General features: G+C 73.4%; 17 protein-coding genes. 8 read left to right on the top strand and 9 right to left on the bottom strand.

All coding sequences use genetic code 11. The annotated features are described in order from the left end of the window. Positions 1–22 precede the first annotated feature (22 nt). From DJ476_RS03350 to DJ476_RS03330, 5 genes are all read left to right on the top strand, one after another. Positions 23–1,525 (top strand): aldehyde dehydrogenase family protein, encoded by a 1,503-nt coding sequence (locus DJ476_RS03350; RefSeq protein ID WP_112489792.1) that lies wholly within the window; start codon positions 23–25, stop codon positions 1,523–1,525. A 101-nt stretch (positions 1,526–1,626) separates the two neighbouring features. Beyond that, complete coding sequence (locus tag DJ476_RS03345) at positions 1,627–3,246, top strand: GMC family oxidoreductase (RefSeq protein ID WP_103417145.1); 1,620 nt, start codon at positions 1,627–1,629, stop codon at positions 3,244–3,246. Then, entirely contained in the window at positions 3,243–4,364 is a 1,122-nt protein-coding gene (locus DJ476_RS03340; protein ID WP_103417146.1) for a quaternary amine ABC transporter ATP-binding protein, read from the top strand. The genes DJ476_RS03345 and DJ476_RS03340 overlap by 4 nt, the downstream gene beginning before the upstream one ends. Next, positions 4,364–6,349 carry an ABC transporter permease gene (locus DJ476_RS03335; RefSeq protein ID WP_103417147.1) on the top strand — a complete coding sequence of 662 codons (1,986 nt, stop codon included), beginning with the start codon at positions 4,364–4,366 and terminating at the stop codon, positions 6,347–6,349. The genes DJ476_RS03340 and DJ476_RS03335 overlap by 1 nt, the downstream gene beginning before the upstream one ends. Position 6,350: 1 nt before the next feature. Further along, positions 6,351–7,325 (top strand): ABC transporter substrate-binding protein, encoded by a 975-nt coding sequence (locus tag DJ476_RS03330; protein ID WP_103417148.1) that lies wholly within the window; start codon positions 6,351–6,353, stop codon positions 7,323–7,325. 51 nt (positions 7,326–7,376) lie between these two features. On the opposite strand, the gene DJ476_RS03325 is transcribed toward DJ476_RS03330, so the two are convergent. The 5 genes from DJ476_RS03325 to xylB all read right to left on the bottom strand — a co-directional run bounded on the left by DJ476_RS03325 (position 7,377) and on the right by xylB (position 14,260). Beyond that, the gene (locus DJ476_RS03325; protein WP_103417149.1) at positions 7,377–8,744 is read right to left on the bottom strand and encodes a cytochrome P450; all 1,368 of its coding nucleotides are present in this window, start codon (positions 8,742–8,744) and stop codon (positions 7,377–7,379) included. Between the two features lie 180 nt (positions 8,745–8,924). Further along, a complete protein-coding gene (locus DJ476_RS03320; RefSeq protein WP_112489791.1) occupies positions 8,925–10,505 on the bottom strand; it encodes an aspartate:alanine exchanger family transporter in 1,581 nt (526 codons plus the stop codon). Between the two features lie 80 nt (positions 10,506–10,585). After that, a complete protein-coding gene (locus DJ476_RS03315; protein WP_112489790.1) occupies positions 10,586–11,428 on the bottom strand; it encodes a hypothetical protein in 843 nt (280 codons plus the stop codon). Further along, the gene (locus DJ476_RS03310; protein ID WP_103417152.1) at positions 11,428–12,708 is read right to left on the bottom strand and encodes a VWA domain-containing protein; all 1,281 of its coding nucleotides are present in this window, start codon (positions 12,706–12,708) and stop codon (positions 11,428–11,430) included. Before DJ476_RS03310 ends, DJ476_RS03315 begins: the two co-directional genes overlap by 1 nt. 70 nt (positions 12,709–12,778) lie before the next feature. Further along, positions 12,779–14,260: a xylulokinase gene (gene xylB, locus DJ476_RS03305; protein ID WP_103417153.1), complete on the bottom strand. Its 1,482-nt coding sequence runs from the start codon at positions 14,258–14,260 to the stop codon at positions 12,779–12,781. Positions 14,261–14,480: 220 nt separating this feature from the next. Between xylB and xylA the strand changes: the two genes are divergently transcribed. Next, positions 14,481–15,647: a xylose isomerase gene (xylA, locus tag DJ476_RS03300; protein ID WP_112489789.1), complete on the top strand. Its 1,167-nt coding sequence runs from the start codon at positions 14,481–14,483 to the stop codon at positions 15,645–15,647. Between the two features lie 328 nt (positions 15,648–15,975). On the opposite strand, the gene DJ476_RS03295 is transcribed toward xylA, so the two are convergent. The 4 genes from DJ476_RS03295 to DJ476_RS03280 form a co-directional block, all read right to left on the bottom strand. Continuing rightward, positions 15,976–17,214, bottom strand: a complete 1,239-nt coding sequence (locus DJ476_RS03295; protein WP_103417154.1) for an ROK family protein — start codon at positions 17,212–17,214, stop codon at positions 15,976–15,978. Positions 17,215–17,322: 108 nt separating this feature from the next. Then, complete coding sequence (locus tag DJ476_RS03290) at positions 17,323–17,976, bottom strand: DUF305 domain-containing protein (RefSeq protein WP_181006447.1); 654 nt, start codon at positions 17,974–17,976, stop codon at positions 17,323–17,325. After that, entirely contained in the window at positions 17,973–18,623 is a 651-nt protein-coding gene (locus DJ476_RS03285) for a DUF3105 domain-containing protein (RefSeq protein WP_112489788.1), read from the bottom strand. The genes DJ476_RS03290 and DJ476_RS03285 overlap by 4 nt, the downstream gene beginning before the upstream one ends. Positions 18,624–18,761: 138 nt before the next feature. Beyond that, positions 18,762–19,199, bottom strand: coding sequence for a hypothetical protein (locus DJ476_RS03280; RefSeq protein ID WP_112489787.1), 438 nt, complete (start codon positions 19,197–19,199; stop codon positions 18,762–18,764). Between the two features lie 179 nt (positions 19,200–19,378). Between DJ476_RS03280 and DJ476_RS03275 the strand changes: the two genes are divergently transcribed. Beyond that, positions 19,379–21,121, top strand: a complete 1,743-nt coding sequence (locus DJ476_RS03275; protein WP_112489786.1) for an FUSC family protein — start codon at positions 19,379–19,381, stop codon at positions 21,119–21,121. Further along, positions 21,118–21,624, top strand: coding sequence for a MarR family winged helix-turn-helix transcriptional regulator (locus DJ476_RS03270; protein ID WP_112489785.1), 507 nt, complete (start codon positions 21,118–21,120; stop codon positions 21,622–21,624). Before DJ476_RS03275 ends, DJ476_RS03270 begins: the two co-directional genes overlap by 4 nt. The last annotated feature ends 156 nt before the right edge of the window (positions 21,625–21,780 follow it).

The following is a 21,780-nucleotide window of genomic DNA, read 5'->3' as shown; positions in this document are numbered from 1 at the left end:
GGTACGGAAGGCTAAACACGACATGTCGGCGCTCAGCACCATCCACATCGACGGCACCTGGCGGGCCGCCGCCTCAGGCGCGACCCGCGAGATCCTCGACCCTGCCGACGCCACCGTCCTGGCCGTTGTCGCGGAGGGCGGTACCGAGGACACCGACGCGGCGATCGCGGCCGCCCGGCGCGCCTTCGACGACGGCCCCTGGCCGCACCGGCCCGTCGCGGAGCGGGCCGCCCTGCTGCGCCGGGTCGCCGACCTGCTCCAGCGGGACCGCGAGGAGATCGCGATCACCGAGAGCCGCGACACCGGCAAGACCCTCGAAGAGGGCCGGGTCGACGTGGACGACGTGACAGGCGCCTTCCGCTACTTCGCGGACCTGGTGATGAACGAGAGCGGCGGCCGGGTCGTCGACGCGGGCGACCCCGACGTCCACAGCATCGTCGTCCACGAGCCCGTCGGCGTCTGCGCCCTGATCGCCCCCTGGAACTACCCCCTCCTCCAGGCCAGCTGGAAGATCGCCCCGGCCCTCGCCGCGGGCAACACCTTCGTGCTCAAGCCCAGCGAGGTCACCCCGCTCTCCACCGTCCACCTGATCAGGCTCCTCGCCGAGGCCGGGCTGCCCGACGGCGCCGCCAACCTCGTCACCGGCGCGGGCGACCCGGTCGGCGCCCGGCTCTCCGAGCACCCGGACGTGGACCTGGTCTCCTTCACCGGCGGCCTCGCCAGCGGGACGAAGGTGGCCCAGGCCGCCGCGCCCACCGTGAAGAAGGTCGCCCTGGAGCTGGGCGGCAAGAACCCCAACGTGGTCTTCGCGGACGCCTGCGCCACCGACGAGGGCTTCGACACCGCCGTCGACCAGGCGCTGAACGCCGCCTTCTTCCACAGCGGCCAGGTCTGCTCCGCCGGGGCCCGCCTGATCATCGAGGAGAGCGTCCGCGAGCGGTTCGTCACCGAGCTGGCCCGCCGCGCCGACGCCATCCGCCTCGGCCGGGGCACCCTGGACGGCGTCGAGTGCGGCCCCCTCGTCTCCGCCCAGCAGCTCGCCAAGGTCGAGGCGTACGTCGCCTCCGCCCGCGAGGAGGGCGCGATCGTCCGGGCCGGCGGCGAGCGCCCGAAGCCGAACGACGTACGCCCCGAAGGCGGTTACTTCTACCGGCCGACCGTCCTGGACGGCTGCCACCGGGAGATGAAGGTGGTCCGCGAGGAGACCTTCGGCCCGATTCTCACCGTCGAGACCTTCCGTACCGAGGAAGAGGCCGTCACCCTGGCCAACGACACCGACTACGGTCTCGCGGGCGCCGTCTGGACCACGGACGCCGGCCGGGCCCGCCGGGTCGCCGGACGGCTGCGCCACGGCACCGTCTGGATCAACGACTACCACCCCTACCTCCCGCAGGCCGAGTGGGGCGGCTTCGGCAAGTCCGGTACCGGCCGTGAGCTGGGCCCCACCGGCCTCGCCGAGTACCGCGAGTCCAAGCACATCTACCAGAACCTCAACCCGCGCCCCCAGCGCTGGTTCGCCGGCTGACGCCTGCGGGGGCCGGGCCGCCCTTCCGCAACCGCCCGGCCCCGCCCGGCTGTTCGCAGCACCACGCACACGCACGAACCTTGCAGAAGGAGCAGAGACCGATGCCCCCCACTCCCCGCAGCACCGCCGTCCCCGACCCCGAGGGCCCCGTGGCCGACTACGTGATCGTCGGCGGCGGCACCGCCGGATCGGTCATCGCCTCCCGGCTCACCGAGGACCCGGACGTCACCGTCACCGTCATCGAGGGCGGCCCCACCGACATCGACCGCGACGACGTCCTCACCCTCCGCCGCTGGCTCGGCCTCCTCGGCGGCGACCTCGACTACGACTACCCCACCACCGAACAGCCGCGCGGCAACTCCCACATCCGGCACAGCCGCGCCCGGGTCCTCGGCGGCTGCTCCTCGCACAACACCCTCATCAGCTTCAAGCCGCTCCCCGGCGACTGGGACGAGTGGGCCGAGGCGGGCGCCGAGGGCTGGGACGCGGCCGCGATGGACCCGTACTTCACCAGGCTGCGCAACAACATCGTCCCGGTGGACGAGAAGGACCGCAACGCCATCGCCCGCGACTTCGTCGACGCCGCCCAGCAGGCCGCCGGGGTCCCGCGCGTGGAGAGCTTCAACAGCAAGCCGTTCCACGAGGGCGTCGGCTTCTTCGACCTCGCCTACCACCCCGAGAACAACAAGCGCTCCTCCGCCTCGGTCGCCTACCTCCACCCGCACATCGAGGCCGGTGACCGGCCCAACCTCCGTATCCTGCTGGAGACCTGGGCCTACCGCCTGGAGTTCGACGGCACCCGCGCCACCGGCGTCCACGTCCGGACGAAGGACGGCGAGGAGATCCTGCTGCGCGCCGCCCGTGAAGTCATCGTCTGCGCGGGCGCGGTGGACACGCCCCGGCTGCTGCTGCACTCCGGGATCGGCCCGCGCGAGGACCTGGAAGCACTCGGCATCGAGGTGCGCCACGACCTGCCGGGCGTGGGGGAGAACCTGCTCGACCACCCCGAGTCCGTCATCGTCTGGGAGACCGACGGGCCCATCCCGGAGAACTCCGCGATGGACTCCGACGCGGGACTCTTCGTCCGGCGCGACCCCGGATCCCGGGGCCCGGACCTGATGTTCCACTTCTACCAGATCCCCTTCACCGACAACCCCGAGCGCCTCGGCTACGAGAAGCCCGAGCACGGGGTGTCGATGACCCCGAACATCCCCAAGCCGCGCAGCCGGGGCCGCCTCTACCTCACCAGCGCCGACCCCGAGGTCAAGCCCGCCCTGGACTTCCGGTACTTCACCGACGAGGACGACCACGACGGCCGCACCCTGGTCGACGGCATCAAGCTCGCCCGGGAGATCGCCGCCACCGAACCGCTCGCCCACTGGCTGAAGCGCGAGGTCTGCCCCGGCCCCGAGGTCACCTCGGACGAGGACATCAGCGAGTACGCCCGCAAGGTCGCCCACACCGTCTACCACCCGGCGGGCACCTGCAGGATGGGCGCCACCGACGACCAAGAGGCCGTCGTGGACCCGCAGTTGCGCATCCGGGGGCTCGAAGGCATCCGGATCGCGGACGCGTCGGTCTTCCCGACCATGCCCGCCGTCAACCCGATGATCGGCGTCCTCATGGTGGGCGAGAAGTGCGCCGAAATCCTCGCACAGGGGGCGGGCACCACCGACGCCGCGCCGACCACTGGTACCAGCACCGGAGATGATGCCCGATGACCGCGACCCAGGCCCCCGAGGCCCCTGTCGAGACGGCCGAGGAGGCCGTGTTCTCCGTACGCGGCCTCTGGAAGGTCTTCGGCCCCAAGGCCGACCGCATCCCCGGCAGCGAGTACGCCGCCCTCCCGCCCGCCGAACTGCGCGAGGCCACCGGCTGCACCGCCGCCGTCCGCGATGTCTCCTTCGACGTCCGCAAGGGTGAGGTCTTCGTCGTGATGGGCCTGTCGGGCTCCGGCAAGTCCACGCTCGTACGCTGTCTGACCCGGCTGATCGAACCCACCAGCGGCACCCTCGCCATCGACGGCGAGGACGTCCTCGCGATGGACCGCGCCCGGCTGCGCGAACTGCGCCGCCACCGCACCGCGATGGTCTTCCAGCACTTCGGACTGCTGCCGCACCGCACGGTGCTGGACAACGTCGCCTACGGCCTGGAGATCCAGGGCCTGAGCAAGGCCGAACGCCGCTCCAAGGCTGCCGAGTTGGTGGAGAAGGTCGGCCTCGCCGGACTGGAGGACCGCCGCCCCTCGCAGCTCTCCGGCGGCCAGCAGCAGCGTGTCGGCCTCGCCCGCGCGCTCGCCGTCGACCCCTCCGTCCTCCTCTTCGACGAGCCGTTCAGCGCGCTGGATCCGCTGATCCGCCGCGAGATGCAGGACGAGGTGGTCCGGCTGCACCGCGAGGAGGGCCGCACCATGGTCTTCATCACCCACGACCTGAGCGAGGCGCTGCGGCTGGGCACCCGGATCGCGCTCATGCGCGACGGCGGGATCGTCCAGCTCGGCACCCCCGAGGAGATCGTGGGCTCGCCCGCCGACGACTACGTCACCGAGTTCGTCCGGGACGTGCCGCGCGAGCAGGTCCTCACCGTGGCCACCGCCATGCGCCCCGCGCTCGCCGGGGAGAGCGAGCGCGGCCCGGCCGTGCGCCCCGACGCCACGGTCTCCGAGGCCATCGAGGCGGTCTCCCGCTCCGGCGACCCCGCCGCCCGGGTGATGGACGGCGGCCGGCTCGTCGGCGTCGTCGACCACGCGTGCCTGCTGGACGTGGTGGCCGGAACATCCTCAGCCGACGGCCCCACCGCCCCCGACGCACCCGACGGCCCCCGCGAGGTGACCGTCTGATGGCCACCGCCCAGGCCACCCCGGTCCGCCCCGCCCGGTCGGGCACGGGCCGGGGGCCGCTCGCCGCCCTCCGCGAACGCCCGGCGGCCGGGAAGCTGCTGCTCCTCGCGCTCGCCGCCGCCGTCCTCGTCCCCCTCGTCCACGGCCGCTGGGGCGGCGGGGCCTGGCCCGACGCGCTCACCGCCGACCTCTCCGGGCCGCTCGGCAGCGTCACCGACTGGATCGTCTCCAACCGGGACAGCCACCCGCTCTTCCTCTACTTCTTCGGCCATATCAGCAACGCCGTCGTGCTCTCCGTACGCGGCGTCTACCTGGTCCTCCTGGCCCTCGGCTGGGCCGGGGTCACCGTCCTTGCCGCCGCCGTCGCCTGGCGGGTCGCAGGCATCAGGCTCGCGCTCACCGCCGCCGCCTCCTTCCTGGCCTGCGGGCTGCTCGGCATGTGGGTGCCGACCATGCAGACGCTCGCGCTGATGGTCGTCGCCGTCCTCGCCTCCGTCGTCCTCGGCCTCCTCCTCGGACTGGCCGCCGGACTCTCCGACCGGGTCTTCCGCATCCTGCGCCCGGTGCTCGACACCATGCAGGTGCTGCCCGCCTTCGCCTATCTGCTCCCCGTGGTGCTGGTCTTCGGCATCGGCGTGCCCGGAGCGGTCCTCGCCACCGTCGTCTACGCGGCTCCGCCGATGGCCCGGCTCACCGCGCTCGGCCTGCGCGGCGCGGACGGCGGGGTCATGGAGGCCGTCACCTCGCTCGGCGCGACCGGCAGGCAGCGGCTGCTCACCGCCCGCCTCCCGCTGGCCCGCAAGGAGCTGCTGCTCGGCCTCAACCAGACCATCATGATGGCGCTCTCCATGGCCGTCATCGCCTCCGTGATCGGCGCGGGCGGCCTCGGTGACCGGGTCTACCAGGCGCTCTCCGCCGTCGACGTGGGCGCCGCCCTCGCCGCCGGCATCCCGATCGTGCTCCTCGCCGTCGTCCTGGACCGTACGACGGAGGCGGCCGGCCGCCGCATCGGCGCCGAGCCCACCGGCCCGGCCCTCCTGCGCGGTTGGCGCGGCTGGGGCCTCGCCGCCCTGGTCACCGCCGCCGTCGCCCTCGTGGGACGGCTCACCGACGGCCGGGTCTGGCCCGACGACGTCACCGTGGCGATCGCCGGACCGGTCAACACCGCCAAGGACTGGATGGTCGACCACCTCTACACCGGGGTCCCCGTCGTCGGCGGCACCGCCGACCTCGCCTCCCACTTCACCAGCGGCGTCCTCAACCCGCTGCGCAGCGGACTCACCTCCCTGCCCTGGTGGTCGGTGCTCCTCGTCGTCGCCGCCCTCGCCTGGACCATCGGCACCTGGCGCACCGCCGCCACCGCCGTCCTCGCCATGGCCGCGATCGGCGTCCTCGGTGTGTGGGAACCGTCGATGGACACCCTCAGCCAGGTGATCGCCGCCGTGGCCGTCACCCTGGTCCTCGGCTTCTCCATCGCGATCGGCGCGGCCCGCAGCGCACGGCTGGAGAAGCTGCTGCGCCCGGTCCTGGACGTCTTCCAGACCATGCCGCAGTTCGTCTACCTCATCCCCGTCGTCGCCCTCTTCGGCGTCGGCCGGGCCCCCGCCGCCGCGGCGGCCGTCGTCTACGCGCTGCCCGCCGTCGTCCGCATCACCACCCAGGGGCTGCGGGGCGTCGACCCGGCCGCGATGGAGGGCGCCCGCTCGCTCGGCGCCACCCCCGGCCAGCAGCTGCGCCAGGTCCAACTGCCGCTGGCCCGGCCCTCCCTGCTGCTCGCCGTCAACCAGGCGGTCGTGCTCGTCCTCGCCGTCGTCATCATCGGCGGACTGGTCGGATCGGGCGCCCTCGGTTACGACGTCGTCTTCGGCCTCGCCCAGGGCGACCTGGCCACCGGGCTGGTCGCCGGAGCGGCCATCGTCTGCCTGGGCCTGATGCTCGACCGGGTCACCCAGCCCACCGCCCGCCGCCAGCGACAGGAGAGCTGAGATGAACCGCTCCCGCACCCGCCCGCTCGTGGCGCTCGCCTCGGCCACCGCCCTGCTCACCACGGCAGGCTGTGGCGCCGCCGACATGACGAAGCAGGCCTCCCCGTTCGCCGCCCCCGCCGGGGTCAAGACGGTCACCCTCTCCGTCCAGTCCTGGGTCGGTGCCCAGGCCAACGTCGCCGTGGCCGAGCAGCTCCTCAAGGAGAAGCTGGGCTACCGCGTCGACCTCGTCCAGACCGACGAGGTCCCGGCCTGGGACGCCCTCAGCCAGGGCCGGGTCGACGCGATCCTGGAGGACTGGGGCCACCCCGACCAGGAGAAGCTGTACGTCGACGAGAAGAAGACCATCGTCCGCGGCGGCGACCTCGGGGTCACCGGCCACATCGGCTGGTACGTCCCCAAGTACTTCGCCGACCAGCACCCCGACGTCACCGACTGGAAGAACCTCAACAAGTACGCGGACCAGCTGAAGACGGCCGAGAGCGGCGGCAAGGGCCAGCTGATGGACGGCTCGCCCTCCTACGTCACCAACGACGTGGCGCTGGTGAAGAACCTGGACCTGGACTACAAGGTGGTCTTCGCCGGCTCCGAGGCGGCCCAGATCACCCAGATCCAGCAGTTCGCCAAGGAGAAGAAGCCCTTCCTCAGCTACTGGTACCAGCCGCAGTGGCTGTTCAACGAGGTGCCCATGGTCGAGGTGAAGCTCCCGGAGTACACCGAGGAGTGCGCGGCCAAGGACCCCAAGGACATCGACTGCGCCTACCCGACCACGCCGCTGCAGAAGTTCCTCAACGCCGACTTCGTCGAGCGCGGCGGGGACGCGGCCGACTTCCTCAAGAAGTTCCACTGGTCGGAGCAGCACCAGAACGAGGTCTCCGAGATGATCGCCTCCCAGCGGCTCACCCCCGAGGAGGCGGCGAAGCGCTGGATCGAGCGCCACCCGGAGGTCTGGAGGAAGTGGCTGCCGCAGGAGTGAGGCGGCAGGGGGCGCCCGGTCCCGTCTCGCGGACCGGGCACCCCCGTACCCCTACCGCGCCCGTACGGTGGCCAGCACATCCCGGTCCGGCTGGAGCGTCAGACTCGGTACGGGCTCCACGGTCCCCGGATCGACGTCCAGCGAGAAGCGCCGGGCCAGCACGGCGAGGATCAGGACCGCCTCCACCATCGCGAACCGGGTCCCCAGGCAGACCCGGGGCCCACCGCCGAACGGGAACCACGCGTACTCCGCGATCTCGTCACCCTCCTCCGCGTCCCAGCGCTCCGGCCGGAACTCCTCCGGCTCGGGGAACCACCGCGGATCCCGGTGTGTGGACCACTGGCTGCTCCACACCCGGGTCCCCTCCTCGACCGGCATACCGCCGAGCCGCGCCCCCTCCCTCGCGACGCCCGTGATCAGCCAGATCGTCGGATACAGCCGCAGGGTCTCCTTCACCACGGCCTGGGTGTAGGGAAGTTGGGCGTAGTCGTCGATCCCCGGCTCCCGGTCACCGAGCACCCGGTCCAGCTCCTCGGTGAGCGCGGCCCGCACCCGGGGGTTGCGGGAGAGCAGGTACCACGCCCACACCAGGGTCGAACTCGTCGTCTCGTGGCCGCCGATGTACAGGGTCACCGTCTCGTCGCGGATCTCCTCGTCACTCAGCCGCTCACCGCTCTCGTCGACCGCGGTGAGCAACCGGCTGAGCAGATCGGGCCGTTCGGTCTCGCCGTCCCGGTGCCGGGCCACCACCCGCGCCACCTCGGCGTCGATGACGGCGGCCGCCTTCCTGATCCGCGCCCGGCCGGGGGTCGGCACCCAGTCGGGCAGCAGCGCCCCGATCCCGGCGAACTCCTTGCCGATCTCCGCCTGGGCCACATCCATCGCCCGGCCCATCGCCTCCGAGTCCGCCGGGGTGTCCACACCGAAGATGGTGCGCACCGCGATCCTCTGCGTCAGCGCCGCCATCTCCCGCTTGATGTCGACGCGTTCACCGTCGGACCAGCGGTCGGCCAGCTCCACGGCGGAGGCCGCCATGGTGGCCGCGTACGACTTCACCTGCTTGGGCCGCACCGACGGCTGCACCAGCGACCGTTTACGGCGCCACTCCCGGCCCCGCGCCACGATGATGCCATCGCCCATCACCGTGCGGAACGCGATCCCGAGCCTCGGCTGGTCGAAGGTGCGCTCCGTCTCGGTGAGCAACTCGCCTATGTGGTCCGGGTCCGAGACGAACAGGCACCGGTTGCGCCCGAACCGCCAGCGCACCAAGTCCCCGTGTCCCCGCAAGAGTTCGAAGAAGGCGAGGGGGTTCTTCCCGAACTGCGGCAGGTTCCCGAGCAGCGGCAGCCCCCTGGGGCCCGGTACGGGCACGGGGCCGGGAGAGGTGGTGCCGAGCGCCGGGCCGGTCTGCGTGGACATCGAAAGGACTCCGCTCCCTGGAATGCGCCATGGGTGGCGCGCCATCGTTCGAACCTCATCGAACGTGATGAGGGCGCCACTCCGCCAGGGTGGCGGACCGGCGTGGCCGGAAATCCGCCATCGGCCGTGCGGAGCAAGCGAGTTGACGAGGTAGCCGCAACGGCCACCGGATTGGAACGGTCAGAGCCCCACGATCAGCTGGATGCAGACGATCTTGACCAGAATGGCCAGCGCGAAGAGCGTCGAGTACCCGTTGTTGATCCGGCTGTCGCTCGCCCGGCTGTTGGCGTACGCCACGATCGCCGGGTTGCCCACATAGCCCGACAGCAGCCCCATCGTCCGCTCCCGGCTCTGCCCCAGCCCCTTGGCGACCAGCACCATCAGGGAGTAGCTGACCACCGCGCCGATCGCCAGCACGGCCGCCAGCTTCAGGCCGAAGAGGGAGAAGGCGTTCTCGCGGAACGAGTAGCCGGAGGTGAGGCCCACCACGGCGAGGAAGAGGAGCAGCCCGATCTGGCGCAGGGTCAGGTTGGCGCGGGTGGGGAGGGCCCAGACGAGGGGGCCGGTGCGGCGGCGCCAGCCGAGGATCATGCCCATCACCAGGGGACCGGCCCCGGTGCCGAGGGCGAGGGTGGTGGAGCCGAGGGTGAGGGAGGGGATGCCGATGAGGAAGCCCAGGGTCAGCCCGAGCCCCAGGCTGACCGCGCTCACCTCGCTGACCTTCGCCTCCGTGTCGCCCAGATACGCGGTGACCTCGCCCGTCCGCTCGCGCGGCATCACCACCCGCACCCGGTCGTCGAGCTGGAGCAGCAGGCCGTCGTGGGCGAGCATGTCGAAGTCGCCGCGCCGCACCCGGCTGACCACGGCCCCGTACTTCTCGCCCAGGCCCAGTTCGGCGACCGTGTGCCCGGCGAGGTCCGGGTTGGTGAGCAGCACCCGCCGGTAGTCCACCGCGCTGCGGTCGTCCAGCAGATGGCGGGGCGCCAGGGCCCCCAGCGCCTGAGTCGCCGCCCGTACGTCGTCCTCGCCGCCCACCAGGACCACCTGGTCACCTGGGGAGAGCCGGTCCACCTGCAGGGCGACCCGGGCGGCTCCGCCGGAGGGGCGGTACTCGCTGGCCAGCACCCGGTGGGACGCCACCCCGGGGACGTCGGCCCAGCGGGTCTCCCGGGATACCTGGACCGTGCGGGTGACGAGGGTGGCGGGCAGCCCCGAGTCGGGGTCGCGGCGGGCGGTCCAGGTGCGGCGGGCCGCGACGGCCGCGACGAACATGATGGTGATGACGACGGCGAGCGGGTAGCCGATGGCATACCCGACGGCGGGCTGCGTGGGGTCGGCGGAGGCGTCCTGGGCGGCGGCCAGACCCGGGGTGGTCGTCCCGATGCCCGCGTACCCGCCCGCGAGGAACGGGCCGCTGATCCCGAACCAGCCGTGCCCGACCAGGCCGACCACCACCGCCGTGACGGCGAGCGCCACCACGGCCCCGGCCATCACCGCGAGCTGGCCGCGCAGTTCACGGAAGAAGGCCGGACCCGACTCCAGGCCGACCGTGTAGACGTACAGGGCCAGCCCCAGCGCCGAGATCCCGGCCGGTACGGCGGCGGCGATGTCCTCGTCCAGCGCCCCCACGAGGAGGCCGACGAAGAGGACACCGGCCGCCCCCAGCCGTACCGGGCCGAAGCGCACCATGCCGAGCAGCGCGCCGAGCGTGATCACCGCGAACACGGTCACCCACGGGTTGTCCGCGAAGAACTGCCACACCGGCCGTGCCTCCCCGTCTCGAAGCGGTCCAGGTCAGGATCTTCGAGGAGCAGGGAGGCCGCCACCCGGCCGTATGGCCCTCAGGCCCCGTGCGGTACGTGCGCCGGGCGGCCCCGGCCCCGCGTCAGCGAGTAGCCGAACACGCCCGCGAGCGCGGCGAGGACCCCGCCGCCGATGGTCCAGAGCCAGCGGCTCGTCCACCAGCCTGAGGCCCAGCCGTCCTCCGGCCCACCGGCGGCCCGGGCCTGGGAGGTGCCGGACGCGCCGGTCACCGAGATGCCCGGGACCAGCGGCTCCGCGAGCGCGCCGTCCACGTGGTGGGCGCCGCCCGCGTCCACCACGTCGGCCCGCACCTCGGCCTCGAACGGCAGGCCCAGCTCGTCGGCCGGGAGGTTCACGACCGTCAGGCGTACGTAGTAGCTGCCCGGCAGCGGGTCGTTGGCCCACGGCTCGGACCAGGACCGTACGGTGCGCAGCACACAGGACAGCTCCACCGCCGTCGCGTCGGCCGCCGCCTTGCGGGTCTGGTGGCCGTACTGGCACGCCTGGCGGCGGCGCAGCCCGTCGTACACGTCGATCTGCCAGGTGGAGGCCGAGCGCTTCGCCTCGTCCTGCGGCAGCCTGACCGTCGCCCGCACGGTGGCGCGCTGGCCGGTGTCGGCCGGGAACACCCAGTACAGGTAGTCGCCCGCTGACGCCTGCGCGGTGCCGGTCTGCCCCTGCTGGAGCACGGTCGCCGTACGGAACGTGGTGCCGGCCTCGGTGGGGCCGGGGCCCTCGTCACCGGGGCTCGCGCTGGGCGTCGGGTCGTCGGCCACCGCCGCACCCGCCGAGGTGAACAGGGTCAGCCCGGCCAGCAGCGCTCCGGCGAACGCGCGCCGCGCGCCACGGGTGCGGGCGCGGCGGGAAGTCGTCGTCACCATCAGTTGGTCCTCCATACGGCGATGCGCCAGCGCGAGATCCAGCCGAAGAGCAGCCCCGCGACCAGTCCGGTCAGCACGAGGGCGCCCAGCAGCCACCAGCCGCGGCCGAGGCCGAAGGCCGCCACGTCGGACGCGTGGTCCGCTCCGTCCACCACGTCCACGGTCAGCTCGACCGGCAGACCCGGGGTGCGCTTCACCGAGGCGGGGGCGGAGAAGGCGTTGGAGAGCTGGAGGCAGACGGTCTCGGCGGCGGGCTTGCCGCTGCCGTCGTCACCGCCCTCCACTTCCGCCTTGGGATAGCGGAGACCGGACGAGATCACATCCGTACGTCCGGTGCCGGACGCCTCGCCCCGGACGATCTCGCGTCCGGAGGCCGTCACCGCGCGCAGCAGGACGCCGTAGTCGTCGTCGACGGCCCGGTCGGCCGCCACGCTCACCGAGGCGCGCAGCTCCTGGCCGGGCAGCACGTCGACCCGGTACCAGCGGTGTTCACCGATCACCTGGCGGTCGGTGTATAGGCCCGGCTTCAGCTCGGGCGCGGCGGAGCAGTTCCCCGCCCCCTCGGTGGCGACCGGGGTGACGACCGGCTCGGCCGCCCGGTCCACCAGCTGCTTCACCCGGCGCGAGAGGTCTTCCTTGTGCTGGACGGCGGTGTACGTGCCGCCGGTCGCGTCCGCGATGCAGGTGAGCTGCTGGCGGATCTTGGCGTTGGGCACCAGGCCCAGGGTGTCGATGACCAGGTGCGTTCCGCGCGCGGCGATCTCGCGGGCCACCTCGCACGGGTCGAGCGGGCCGCAGGTGTCCTCGCCGTCCGTGATGAGGACGATCCGGCGGGTGCCGTCCCCGCCTTCGAGGTCGTCGGCCGCGCCGAGCAGCGCGGGGCCGATCGGGGTCCAGCCGGTGGGGGCGAGGGTGGCGACGGCGGTCTTGGCCTCGGTGCGGTCCAGCGGGCCGACCGGGTAGAGCTGCTTGGTGTCCTTGCAGCCGACCTTGCGGTCCTCGCCCGGATAGTCGGCGCCGAGGGTGCGGATGCCGAGGTGGACCCCTTCGGGCACCGCGTCCAGGACGTCGTTGAACGCCTGCTTCGCGGCGGTCATCCGGGACTGGCCGTCGATGTCGCGGGTGCGCATGGAGCCGCTGACGTCGAGGACGAGTTCGACCTTGGGGGCGGGGGTGGCGGGTGGTCCGTCGGCGGCCGCGGGGATCGCGGTGCCGAGCCCGGCGGCCAGGGTGGCCAGCGCTATGCACACCCCGGCCGTCAGCCGATTTCTTGTGATCATCGCCGGATCTTATGGAAAATCAGTTGGTATTCCCAACCGAGGCCTTCGGGCCCCCGGGCCCGCCCGCCCGTCAGCCGCCGAGCAGCGGCTCCGCGGCCCGGTCCAGCACCGAGGTGACCCGCTGCCAGGTCGCCAAGTCCCGCTCCTGCGGGTCGAGTTGACGGCCCGTGTCACCCGCTCCCCACGTGGTCGCCAGCGCCACCGGATCCCCGCCGCCCGCCGCCGACGCGGCGAGCGCCGCCGCGCCGAGGGCGACCAGTTCGCCGCCCGCCGGAAGGACGATCGGGCGGCCGGAGAGCCGGCGCACCGTCTCCACCCAGGCCAGCCCCTGCGCCCCGCCGCCGATCAGCCGCAGCGGGCGTGCGGCCACCTCCGGGGCGTCCGGGTCGAGACCGCAGGCCCGCAACAGCGTGTCCAGCGCCCGCAGTACGGTGACGGCCGCGCCCTCGTAGGCGGCGCCCAGCAACTGCTGCGGGGTGGTGTCGTGGCGCAGTCCGGTGAGCAGCCCGGAGGCGGTGGGCAGGTCCGGGGTGCGTTCGCCGTCGAGGTACGGGAGCAGTACGGCTTCGCCTCCGGGGGCGGTGTCCTCGCGGTGCAGGCCGAGCAGGGAGGCGACCTTGTCCACGGCGAGCGTGCAGTTGAGGGTGCAGGCCAGCGGGAGGAACGTACCGTCGGCGGCGGCGAACCCGGAGAGCGCCGGGTCGGTGGAGCGCGTACGGGAGGCGGCGAAGACCACCCCCGACGTGCCGAGGGAGAGGACCGGGTGGTCCAGCAGTCCGGCGCCGCCGAGCCCCAGCCCCACGGCCGCGCTCATGTTGTCGCCGGTCCCCGCCGCGACCGCGATCCCCGCCGGGAGCCCCAGCGCCTCGGCCGCCTCGTCGGTGAGCGAGCCGATCCGGGTGGCCCCGGTGGGCGCGACCTCGGGGAGGAGGGCCGGGTCCAGGCCGAGGAGGTCCAGCAGCCCGGGGTCGTACGCGCCGGTCGCGGTGGCGTACCAGCCGGTGCCCGAGGCGTCCCCGGGGTCGGTCGCCGCCACACCCGCGAGCCGCTCGGTGAGGAAGTCGTGCGGCAGCCGGACGCCCGCGGCTCCCTTCGCCGCCTCCGGGTCGTGCTCGCGGAGCCAGCGCCACTTGGACGCGGTGATCGAGGCCACCGGCACGGACCCTGTCCGCCCGGTCCAGGCGGTGGCCCCGCCCAGCTCGGCGGTGAGCGCGGCGGCCTGCGGGGCCGAGCGGGTGTCGTTCCAGAGCAGCGCGGGCCGCAGCGGACGGCCCGAGCGGTCCAGCACGACGAGCCCGTGCTGCTGGCCCGCCACCGCGATCCCGGTCACCGAGCGGGCGGGCAGGCCCGACTCCTTCAGCCCGGCCGCCACCGCGTCGCCCAGCGCCCGCCACCACACCTCCGGGTCGCTCTCCCGCGCCCCGGACTCGCCGGTGACGGTGTGCGGGGCGCGCCCCACCGCGAGCTGCTCGCCGGTCACGGCGTCGATCACGGCGGCCTTGGTGGACTGGGTGGAGCTGTCCACGCCGATGACGACGGTACGTGACGACATGGGCGGCCTCTTTCGGGTGATGAGGTGGGGCTCATTCGGCTGTGCCGCGAACAAATTACGTGATCCCGGCCCGGGGGAACAGGGCACGGGAGAACTCGCCACGACCGCGGGGGTTACGTCGGCCGGGAACCCCGTGCATGATTAGTCATGACAGTGAACAAATAGGGGTGCCGGGCGCGTGGCCCCGGCCCCGACGGCAGGCGAAGGCGGTCGGACGACGATGACGGAACGCTTCACCCCCACCCCCGAGGACAAGTTCAGCTTCGGCCTGTGGACCGTGGGCTGGCAGGGCCGGGACCCCTTCGGCGACGCCACCCGCGCGGCCATCGACCCTGTCGACTCCGTGCAGCGCCTGGCCGAACTGGGCGCCTGGGGCGTGACCTTCCATGACGACGACCTGATCCCCTTCGGCTCGTCGGAGACCGAGCGCGAGGCGATCGTCAAGCGGTTCCGGCAGGCGGTCGACGCGAGCGGCCTGGTCGTGCCCATGGTGACGACGAACCTCTTCACCCACCCGGTCTTCAAGGACGGCGGGTTCACCGCCAACGACCGTGACGTACGCCGGTACGCGCTCCGCAAGACCCTGCGCAACATCGACCTCGCCGTCGAACTCGGCGCCACCACCTTCGTCGCCTGGGGCGGCCGCGAGGGCGCGGAGTCCGGCGCCGCCAAGGACGTACGCCTCGCCCTGCACCGGATGAAGGAGGCCTTCGACCTGCTGGGCGAGTACGTCACCGAGCAGGGGTACGACCTCCGCTTCGCCATCGAGCCCAAGCCGAACGAGCCGCGCGGCGACATCCTGCTCCCCACCGTCGGCCACGCCCTGGCCTTCATCGAACGCCTGGAGCGCCCCGAACTGGTCGGGGTCAACCCCGAGACCGGGCACGAGCAGATGGCCGGGCTCAACTTCCCGCACGGCATCGCCCAGGCCATGTGGGCGGGCAAGCTCTTCCACATCGACCTCAACGGCCAGTCCGGCATCAAGTACGACCAGGACCTCCGCTTCGGCGCGGGCGACCTGCGCCAGGCGTTCTGGCTCGTCGACCTGCTGGAGAGCGGCTACGAGGGCCCGCGCCACTTCGACTTCAAGCCCCCGCGCACCGAGGACTACGACGGCGTCTGGGCCTCGGCCGCCGGGTGCATGCGCAACTACCTGATCCTCAAGGAGCGCGCGGCGGCCTTCCGCGCCGACCCCGAGGTACGGGCCGCCCTGCGCGCCTCCCGCCTGGACCAGCTGGCGCGCCCGACGGCGGGGGACGGCCTGGCCGCGCTGCTCGCGGACCGCACGGCGTACGAGGAGTTCGACGCGGACGCGGCGGCGGAACGCGGCATGGCCTTCGAGGCGCTGGACCAGCTGGCCATGGACCACTTGCTGGGCGTGCGCTGAGGGTTGGGGGCGGGCCCGGCCCCGCCGGAAGGCAACCGGCCCGCAGGGATGGGTCCCGGGCCCGCCGCGAAGTCACCGCGCCTGCTGGGAAGTCACCGCGCTCGCCGCGAACGTACCGGGCCGGCCGGGAACGCACAGGGCCCAGCCCCTCCGGATGGCACCGGGCCCTCCCTGACGGTGCCCGTCCCTCGGACGGCATCGGCACGCCGGAAGGGCCCCGGGCCCACCGGAAGGGCGCCGGCCCCTCGGGGCGGGCACCGGGCCCTCGCAGGGCGCCGGGCCCCGGGAGGCCCCGGCCCCACCCCCGTACGCCCCCGCCTCACACCCCCTACGGCTCCGCGTACGCCACCGGGTCGGCCAGTACGTCCTGCACCACCAGCGCCGCCGCCCCCCGGGCCGCGTCGCCCGCCACCGATGACGCGCGGAGGCGGCCGCTGCCGGGGGACCAGAGCCCCGACACCACCCGGCCGGTCAGCTCCTCGTCGGCGGGCGGCGAGAGCCACGGCATCAGGCCCCGGTAGATCCCGCCGAGCACCACCGCGTCCGGGTCGACCAGGTTCACCGCCCCCGACACCACCCGGCCCAGCATCCGGCCCGCCTCCGTGAGCGCCGCCACCGCCCGCCCGTCCCCGGCCCGGGCGCGCCGCTCCAGCTCCACGACCCCGGCGCCGCCCCCGGACCCGTCGATCCCGGCCGCCCGCAGGAGCGCCGTCTGCCCGGCGTACTGCTCCAGGCACCCCCGGGACCCGCACCGGCACTCCGGCCCGTCCGGGTCCACCACGACATGGCCGATCTCCCCGGCGAACCCGTGCGCGCCCCGCAGCAGTTCGCCGCCGAGCACCAGCGCGCCGCCGACCCCGATCTCACCGGTCAGATAGAGGAAGCTCCGTACGTCACCGAGGCCGCCGAACCACAGCTCGGCCAGGGCCGCGAGGTTGGCCTCGTTCTCCGAGGCGACCGGCAGCACCGGGTGGCCCGGCCGGAGGGCGGCCAGCGCCTCGGCGAAGAGATCCTCCGCCGGGACCTCGTTCCAGCCGAGGTTGGGGGCCTGCCGCACCGAGCCGCCGGAGACCAGGCCGGGCAGGGCCAGCGTGGCACCCACCGGGCGCAGTTCCTGCTCGCGCGCCGAGTCCAGGGTCCGCGCGGCGATCCGGGCCGCGCGGGCGAGGACCTCCCCGGCGGGTGCGCCCCGGTTGTCGAGGTGTTCGGTCTGGCGGACCCGGCCGGTGCCCGCGAGGTCGACGACGCAGACCGACACGTAATCGATGTTGATCTCCACGCCGAGCCCGGCGGGGCCGGTGCGGGCCACCTTGAGCGCGGTGCCGGGGCGCCCGGCCTGGCCGCTGAACGTCTTCCCCGACTCGGTCAGGAACCCGCTCTCCATGAGCTGCTCGACGAGCGAGGAGACCGCCGCCCGGGTCAGCCCGACCCGGGCGGAGACCCCGGCGCGGGTCGCCTCCCCGCTCTCGCCCTCGTCCCGGACGGCGCGCAGCACCAGGCTCAGATTGTGCCGTCGCACGGTGTCCTTGTCGGCCTTGGGCCCCAGCGGAGTGAGGATGCTCTTCATATCGTCGCCGAGCCTATGTGATGCCGGCGACGACCGGCCGTTCCGCCGACGCGGACGGGTCCCCTTCCCCGCGGGGTGATCCGTGGGGAAGGGGACCCGTCCAGCGGCTCACGGCTGGGCGCCGCGCGCCTTCAGCATGGTCGCCATCAGCCCGATCTCGGACTCCTGGCCGTTGACCATGCCCTTCGCCAGATTGCGGATGACATCGGTGCCGGCCTTCTCGGCCCCGGCCTGTGCCATGTCCACCCCGGCCCGGTGGTGCACGGTCATCAGCTGGAGGAACAGCACCTCGGCCGCCTTGCCCTCGGCCGCCTTCAGCTCCTTCAGCTCGGCGGTCGTGGCCATGCCCGGCATCAGCGAACCGTCGCCGGTCGGCTTCATGGTGTGGCCCATCCACGTCATCGGCGGCTCCGCCGAACTCTTGGGCAGGCCCCACTGCTCCAGCCAGCCCAGCATCATGCCGCGCTGGTTTGCCTGGGTGTTGATGATGTCGTACGCCAGGCGCCGCACGTCCTCGTCCTCGGTGCGGTCACGCACGATGAACGACATCTCCACCGCCTGCTGATGGTGGATCGCCATGTCCCGGGCGAACCCCGCGTCCGCCGACCCCTCCGCAGCGGACTGCGCCGCCCTCGCGGACGAGGACGCCGACGACGGCCGTCCGACCATCAGCGCCACCAGGCCCACCGCCAGCAGCAGCACGACGGCGCCCGCGAGCACCATCCGCCGGGCGGAGGAGAACGGGCTGGTCACGGCGGTCACCTGCCGAGCCCGCCCGTGCAGGCGGCACCCGGCTCAGGGGTCTGCGGGCCCTGGACGTACTTGGTGAAGAACTGGTTGACGCGCGCGTCCGACGCGCTGTCCACCGTCACCTGCTTGCCCCACGCACTGAGCATCAGCGGGTCCTTCTGGTCCTTGACCGGGCTCATCAGGGAGTACGGAGTCGACTTGACCTTCTCCGTCAGCGCCTTGACGTCCGCCTCCGACGCCTTGTCGTTGTACGTCACCCAGACCGCGCCGTGCTCCAGGGAGTGGACGGCGTTCTCCTTCGGTATCTCCTCGGTGTAGACGTCCGCGTTGCAGTTCATCCAGACCTGGCTGTGGTCACCGCCGACCGGCGGGGTCATCGGGTAGTCGACCTTCGTCTCCACGTGGCCCTGCTTCAGGTCCTTCCAGGTGCGCTCACCGGTGACGGGCGAGTTCCGGGCCTGCTCCTCCTTCTTGTCCTTCTCGTTCGCCTGGTAGACCAGGTAGCCGCCTCCGGCGACCAGCGCCAGCACCACGGCGACGGACGCGCCGATGGTGATGAGGCGGCCCCGCCGCTCACGGGCCCGCTCCTTGCGGCGGGCCTCCTCGAGCTTGGCACGGCGGGCGGCGGCGGGGGAGTTCGGGTTCTTGGCGGAAGCCATGGGAGATCCTCGTCGTTCAGCGGATGCGGCGGATGCATCCGGGTCGATACAGGGAGGGGGAGGGGAAACAGGGCATACGGGCAGCCGCTCCCACCACTCCGGCACGGGGGCGCGGAGAAGAGAGGAGCGGACCCGGCTCTAGATCCGTTGAACCTGAAGACGCAGCTGATCGACGGAGGGGACACCGTCGTGGGAGGGCCCCCGGATGGCGGCCGCCCCGGTCAGCGGGGCGGTGGGCACGACGGCCACGGGGGAGCAGGGGAGCGCGAGGGGCGCGGACGCCACCGGCAGTACCACGGCCGCCGAGTGGGTCGAGCCGCCGTGGCACGAGGTCCCGAGCCCCCGGTCGACGGGGACGGCCATGGCGACCGGCTCGATGTACAGACCGGTCACCGGTGTCAGCGTCCGTACGGAGGACGGGCCCGCGGCCTCCATCGCCACCGGAACGGCAGCGGCGGCCGGAGTGGTGACCGAGCAGCAGAAGAGCAGGGACAGCAGGGCGAAGACCCAGACCGGCGAGCCGGGCACACGGGAGCGGCACCGCTGCCGGTCGGTCCGCGCGCTCACCCTGGTCATGGCCCGTCATCGTAGTAGCTGTATGAAGATTCAAAGAATATGGGTCACCGATTACGCGGGACAGTGTGCCTCAGGGGCCACGCGGTCGAACAGAGGCCCAGGGGTCCATTCCCGGACCGGTGTCGGGAGGCATCCGCGCCCATATCTTTTACACGTGTAATACCTGTTAACGTATATGGGTGAGTGATGCATCCATCCGGCCCCGGCACCCCCGGGCCCGCAGCCTCCCCCTCGTCGCCCCGCTCCGGCTCGGCCGTCCGTCGGACACCTGGTTCAAGCCCGCACTGAGCATGGTGGCCGCCTCCGCCGTACCGCAGCTGACGCTGCTCGCCCTCGGCCGGCTGGACCTCGTGATCTACACGATGGCCGGTTCGCTCTGCGCGCTGTACGGGCACGGCCTGCCGTACGCGCGACGGGCCAGGACCCTGACCGGCGTCGTGCTCGCCATGACCGCCGGGCTCGGGGCCGCGCTGGTCACCGCCTCGCTCACCCACTCCACCGCCGTGCTCGTCGCGGTCGGCGCGCTGCTCGCCGCCGTCCAGAAGGCGGCGTGCGACGCGACCCGCATCGGCCCGCCCGGCCACGTCATCCTCACCTTCGTCAGCTCCGCCGCCCTGTTCGCCCCGCAGCGCCTCGGCCAGGTCCCGGCGCATCTGGCGCTGACCCTGGCGGCGGGGGCGGTGGCCTGGCTGGTCTGTGTCGGGCCCGCCCTGATCCGCCGCGAGGGGCCCGAACGGCGGGCCGTCGCCCGCGCCCTGGCGGCCGCCGCCGACCGCGTGGCCGACCCCGGGCCCCGTACGCACCGGGCCGCGGCCGCCGCCGTGCACGCCGCCTGGCAGTGCCTGCTCGCCTCCGGCCGCCCCACCCCCGTACGACGCTCCCTGGAACGGCTGGTGGCGCACGCGGAGGCGGCCGTCACCCCGTCGGCCACAGGCCCGGACGTGGAGGCGGAGGCGGACCGGCTGCGGGGCCTGGCCGCCCTGACCCGGGGGCGCGGACCCGTCCCCGTACCGCCTCCGCCGGGCCCTCAAGAGGAGTGCGGCACCGAGCACACCGAGCTGTACGGCATCGAGGCCGAGCGGGCCGCCCTGCGGGACCCCGGCCGCCGCCGTGCCGCCCGCCGGACCCTCCTGCGGAGCCTCGGCCCGGGATCGCCGCTGCTCCCCGTCGCCGTCCGTACCCTCATCGGCTGCGCGCTCGCCGGCTACCTCTGCGCGGCCCTCGGCGTCGGCCGCCCCTACTGGGCGATCGTCACCGCCGCCTCCCTCTACCAGGCCAACATCACCCTCACCTGGAACCGGACCCTCCAGCGCACCCTGGGCAACCTCCTGGGCGTCCTGGTCTTCGCCGCCGTCCTGCCGCTCTCCCGCACCACCCCGCTCGCGCTCGTCCTGTGCTGCCTCTTCTTCGGCTTCGCCGCCGAGGCCCTGATCACCCGGAACTACTGGCTCGGCTCCGTCGCCGTCACCCCGATGGCCCTCCTGGTCCTGGAGTTCGGCGCGCCGCACCCGGCCGGTGAGCTGATCGGCGACCGGGTCCTGGACACCGTCCTCGGCGCGCTCGCCGGGTTCCTCGCGGCGGCGCTCGTCACCAACCGGAGGGCGGCGGGCCGCGTCGAGCGCGCACTTCACGCCACCGCGAAGGCCCGTACGGAGGCGGAACGGGCGGCCGGGCAGCCCCCTGCCGAGCGGGCCCGGGCGCGCCGCGCGCTGACCGCGAGCCTCGTCGAACTGCGCGAGGCCGCCGACACCGCGGCGGGGGAGTGGTGGCAGCGCGCCCTGCCCGAGCAGGAGGTTCTCGCGGCCGAGCAGGCCGGACACCGTACGCTCACCGCGACAGCACAACGGCTGGGTCCGGCCGCCCGCGCCCCGAAGGCGCGGCGCGGCACAACGGTCCCTGCCCCTGCGAACGGAGCGGAGTGACCGACGACATCGTTGCCTCGGTGGTACGGCAGTGGCATGCCGTCAACCCCGGGCTGGACACCGGCCCGATGGAGCTGATCGGCCGCATCAACCGCTGCGCCGCCCTGCTCCAGCAGGCGGAGGACGCCCCGCTGCGCTCCGCCGGACTGACCCGCGCCGAGTTCGACCTCCTCGGCGCCGTACGCCGTACCGACCGGGAACTCACCCCTGGCGAGCTGGCCCGGGAGACCTTCTCCTCCGGCGCCGCCGTCACCAAGCGGCTGCGAGCCCTCCAGGAACGCGGCCTGGTGGACCGCCGGGGCGACGAGCGTGACCGCCGGGTCGCCCATGTCCGCCTCACCGAGGAGGGCCGCGCCCTGGTCGACCGGCTGCTGCCCGAACAGCTCGCGTACGAACGGGCGGTGCTCTCGGGGCTCGACGAGCGGAGCCGGGCCGAACTCAGCGCGGGGCTGAGCGAGTTGCTGGTCCAGCTGGAGGGCCGCCTCGGCGGGACGCGCCGCTGATCCCGGCGTACCGGGCGCATACGGTGCCGCCCGCCCCTCTTCTTCGCCCGCCCCCTCTCCGTCCGGTCCTTTGCCGTCCGGTCCTTCTCCGTCCGGCCGTCACTCCGGGTATCGCTCCCGGGGCCATCGGGGGGCGGCCCGGCCGCCGTGATCCCC

It is taken from the genome of Streptomyces bacillaris, assembly GCF_003268675.1.
Lineage (GTDB): Bacteria > Actinomycetota > Actinomycetes > Streptomycetales > Streptomycetaceae > Streptomyces > Streptomyces bacillaris.
Note: the sequence above shows the minus strand (reverse complement) of the source record. Positions and strands in the feature narration are given on the sequence as shown.

Excerpts from the sequence above, each read along its gene's own strand:
- DJ476_RS03350 (WP_112489792.1), top strand. The coding sequence starts at position 23 with ATGTCGGCGCTCAGCACCATCCACATCGACGGCACCTGGCGGGCCGCC.
- DJ476_RS03345 (WP_103417145.1), top strand. The coding sequence starts at position 1,627 with ATGCCCCCCACTCCCCGCAGCACCGCCGTCCCCGACCCCGAGGGCCCC.
- DJ476_RS03340 (WP_103417146.1), top strand. The coding sequence starts at position 3,243 with ATGACCGCGACCCAGGCCCCCGAGGCCCCTGTCGAGACGGCCGAGGAG.
- DJ476_RS03335 (WP_103417147.1), top strand. The coding sequence starts at position 4,364 with ATGGCCACCGCCCAGGCCACCCCGGTCCGCCCCGCCCGGTCGGGCACG.
- DJ476_RS03330 (WP_103417148.1), top strand. The coding sequence starts at position 6,351 with ATGAACCGCTCCCGCACCCGCCCGCTCGTGGCGCTCGCCTCGGCCACC.
- DJ476_RS03325 (WP_103417149.1), bottom strand. The coding sequence starts at position 8,744 with ATGTCCACGCAGACCGGCCCGGCGCTCGGCACCACCTCTCCCGGCCCC.
- DJ476_RS03315 (WP_112489790.1), bottom strand. The coding sequence starts at position 11,428 with ATGGTGACGACGACTTCCCGCCGCGCCCGCACCCGTGGCGCGCGGCGC.
- DJ476_RS03310 (WP_103417152.1), bottom strand. The coding sequence starts at position 12,708 with ATGATCACAAGAAATCGGCTGACGGCCGGGGTGTGCATAGCGCTGGCC.
- xylB (WP_103417153.1), bottom strand. The coding sequence starts at position 14,260 with ATGTCGTCACGTACCGTCGTCATCGGCGTGGACAGCTCCACCCAGTCC.
- xylA (WP_112489789.1), top strand. The coding sequence starts at position 14,481 with ATGACGGAACGCTTCACCCCCACCCCCGAGGACAAGTTCAGCTTCGGC.
- DJ476_RS03295 (WP_103417154.1), bottom strand. The coding sequence starts at position 17,214 with ATGAAGAGCATCCTCACTCCGCTGGGGCCCAAGGCCGACAAGGACACC.
- DJ476_RS03285 (WP_112489788.1), bottom strand. The coding sequence starts at position 18,623 with ATGGCTTCCGCCAAGAACCCGAACTCCCCCGCCGCCGCCCGCCGTGCC.
- DJ476_RS03280 (WP_112489787.1), bottom strand. The coding sequence starts at position 19,199 with ATGACCAGGGTGAGCGCGCGGACCGACCGGCAGCGGTGCCGCTCCCGT.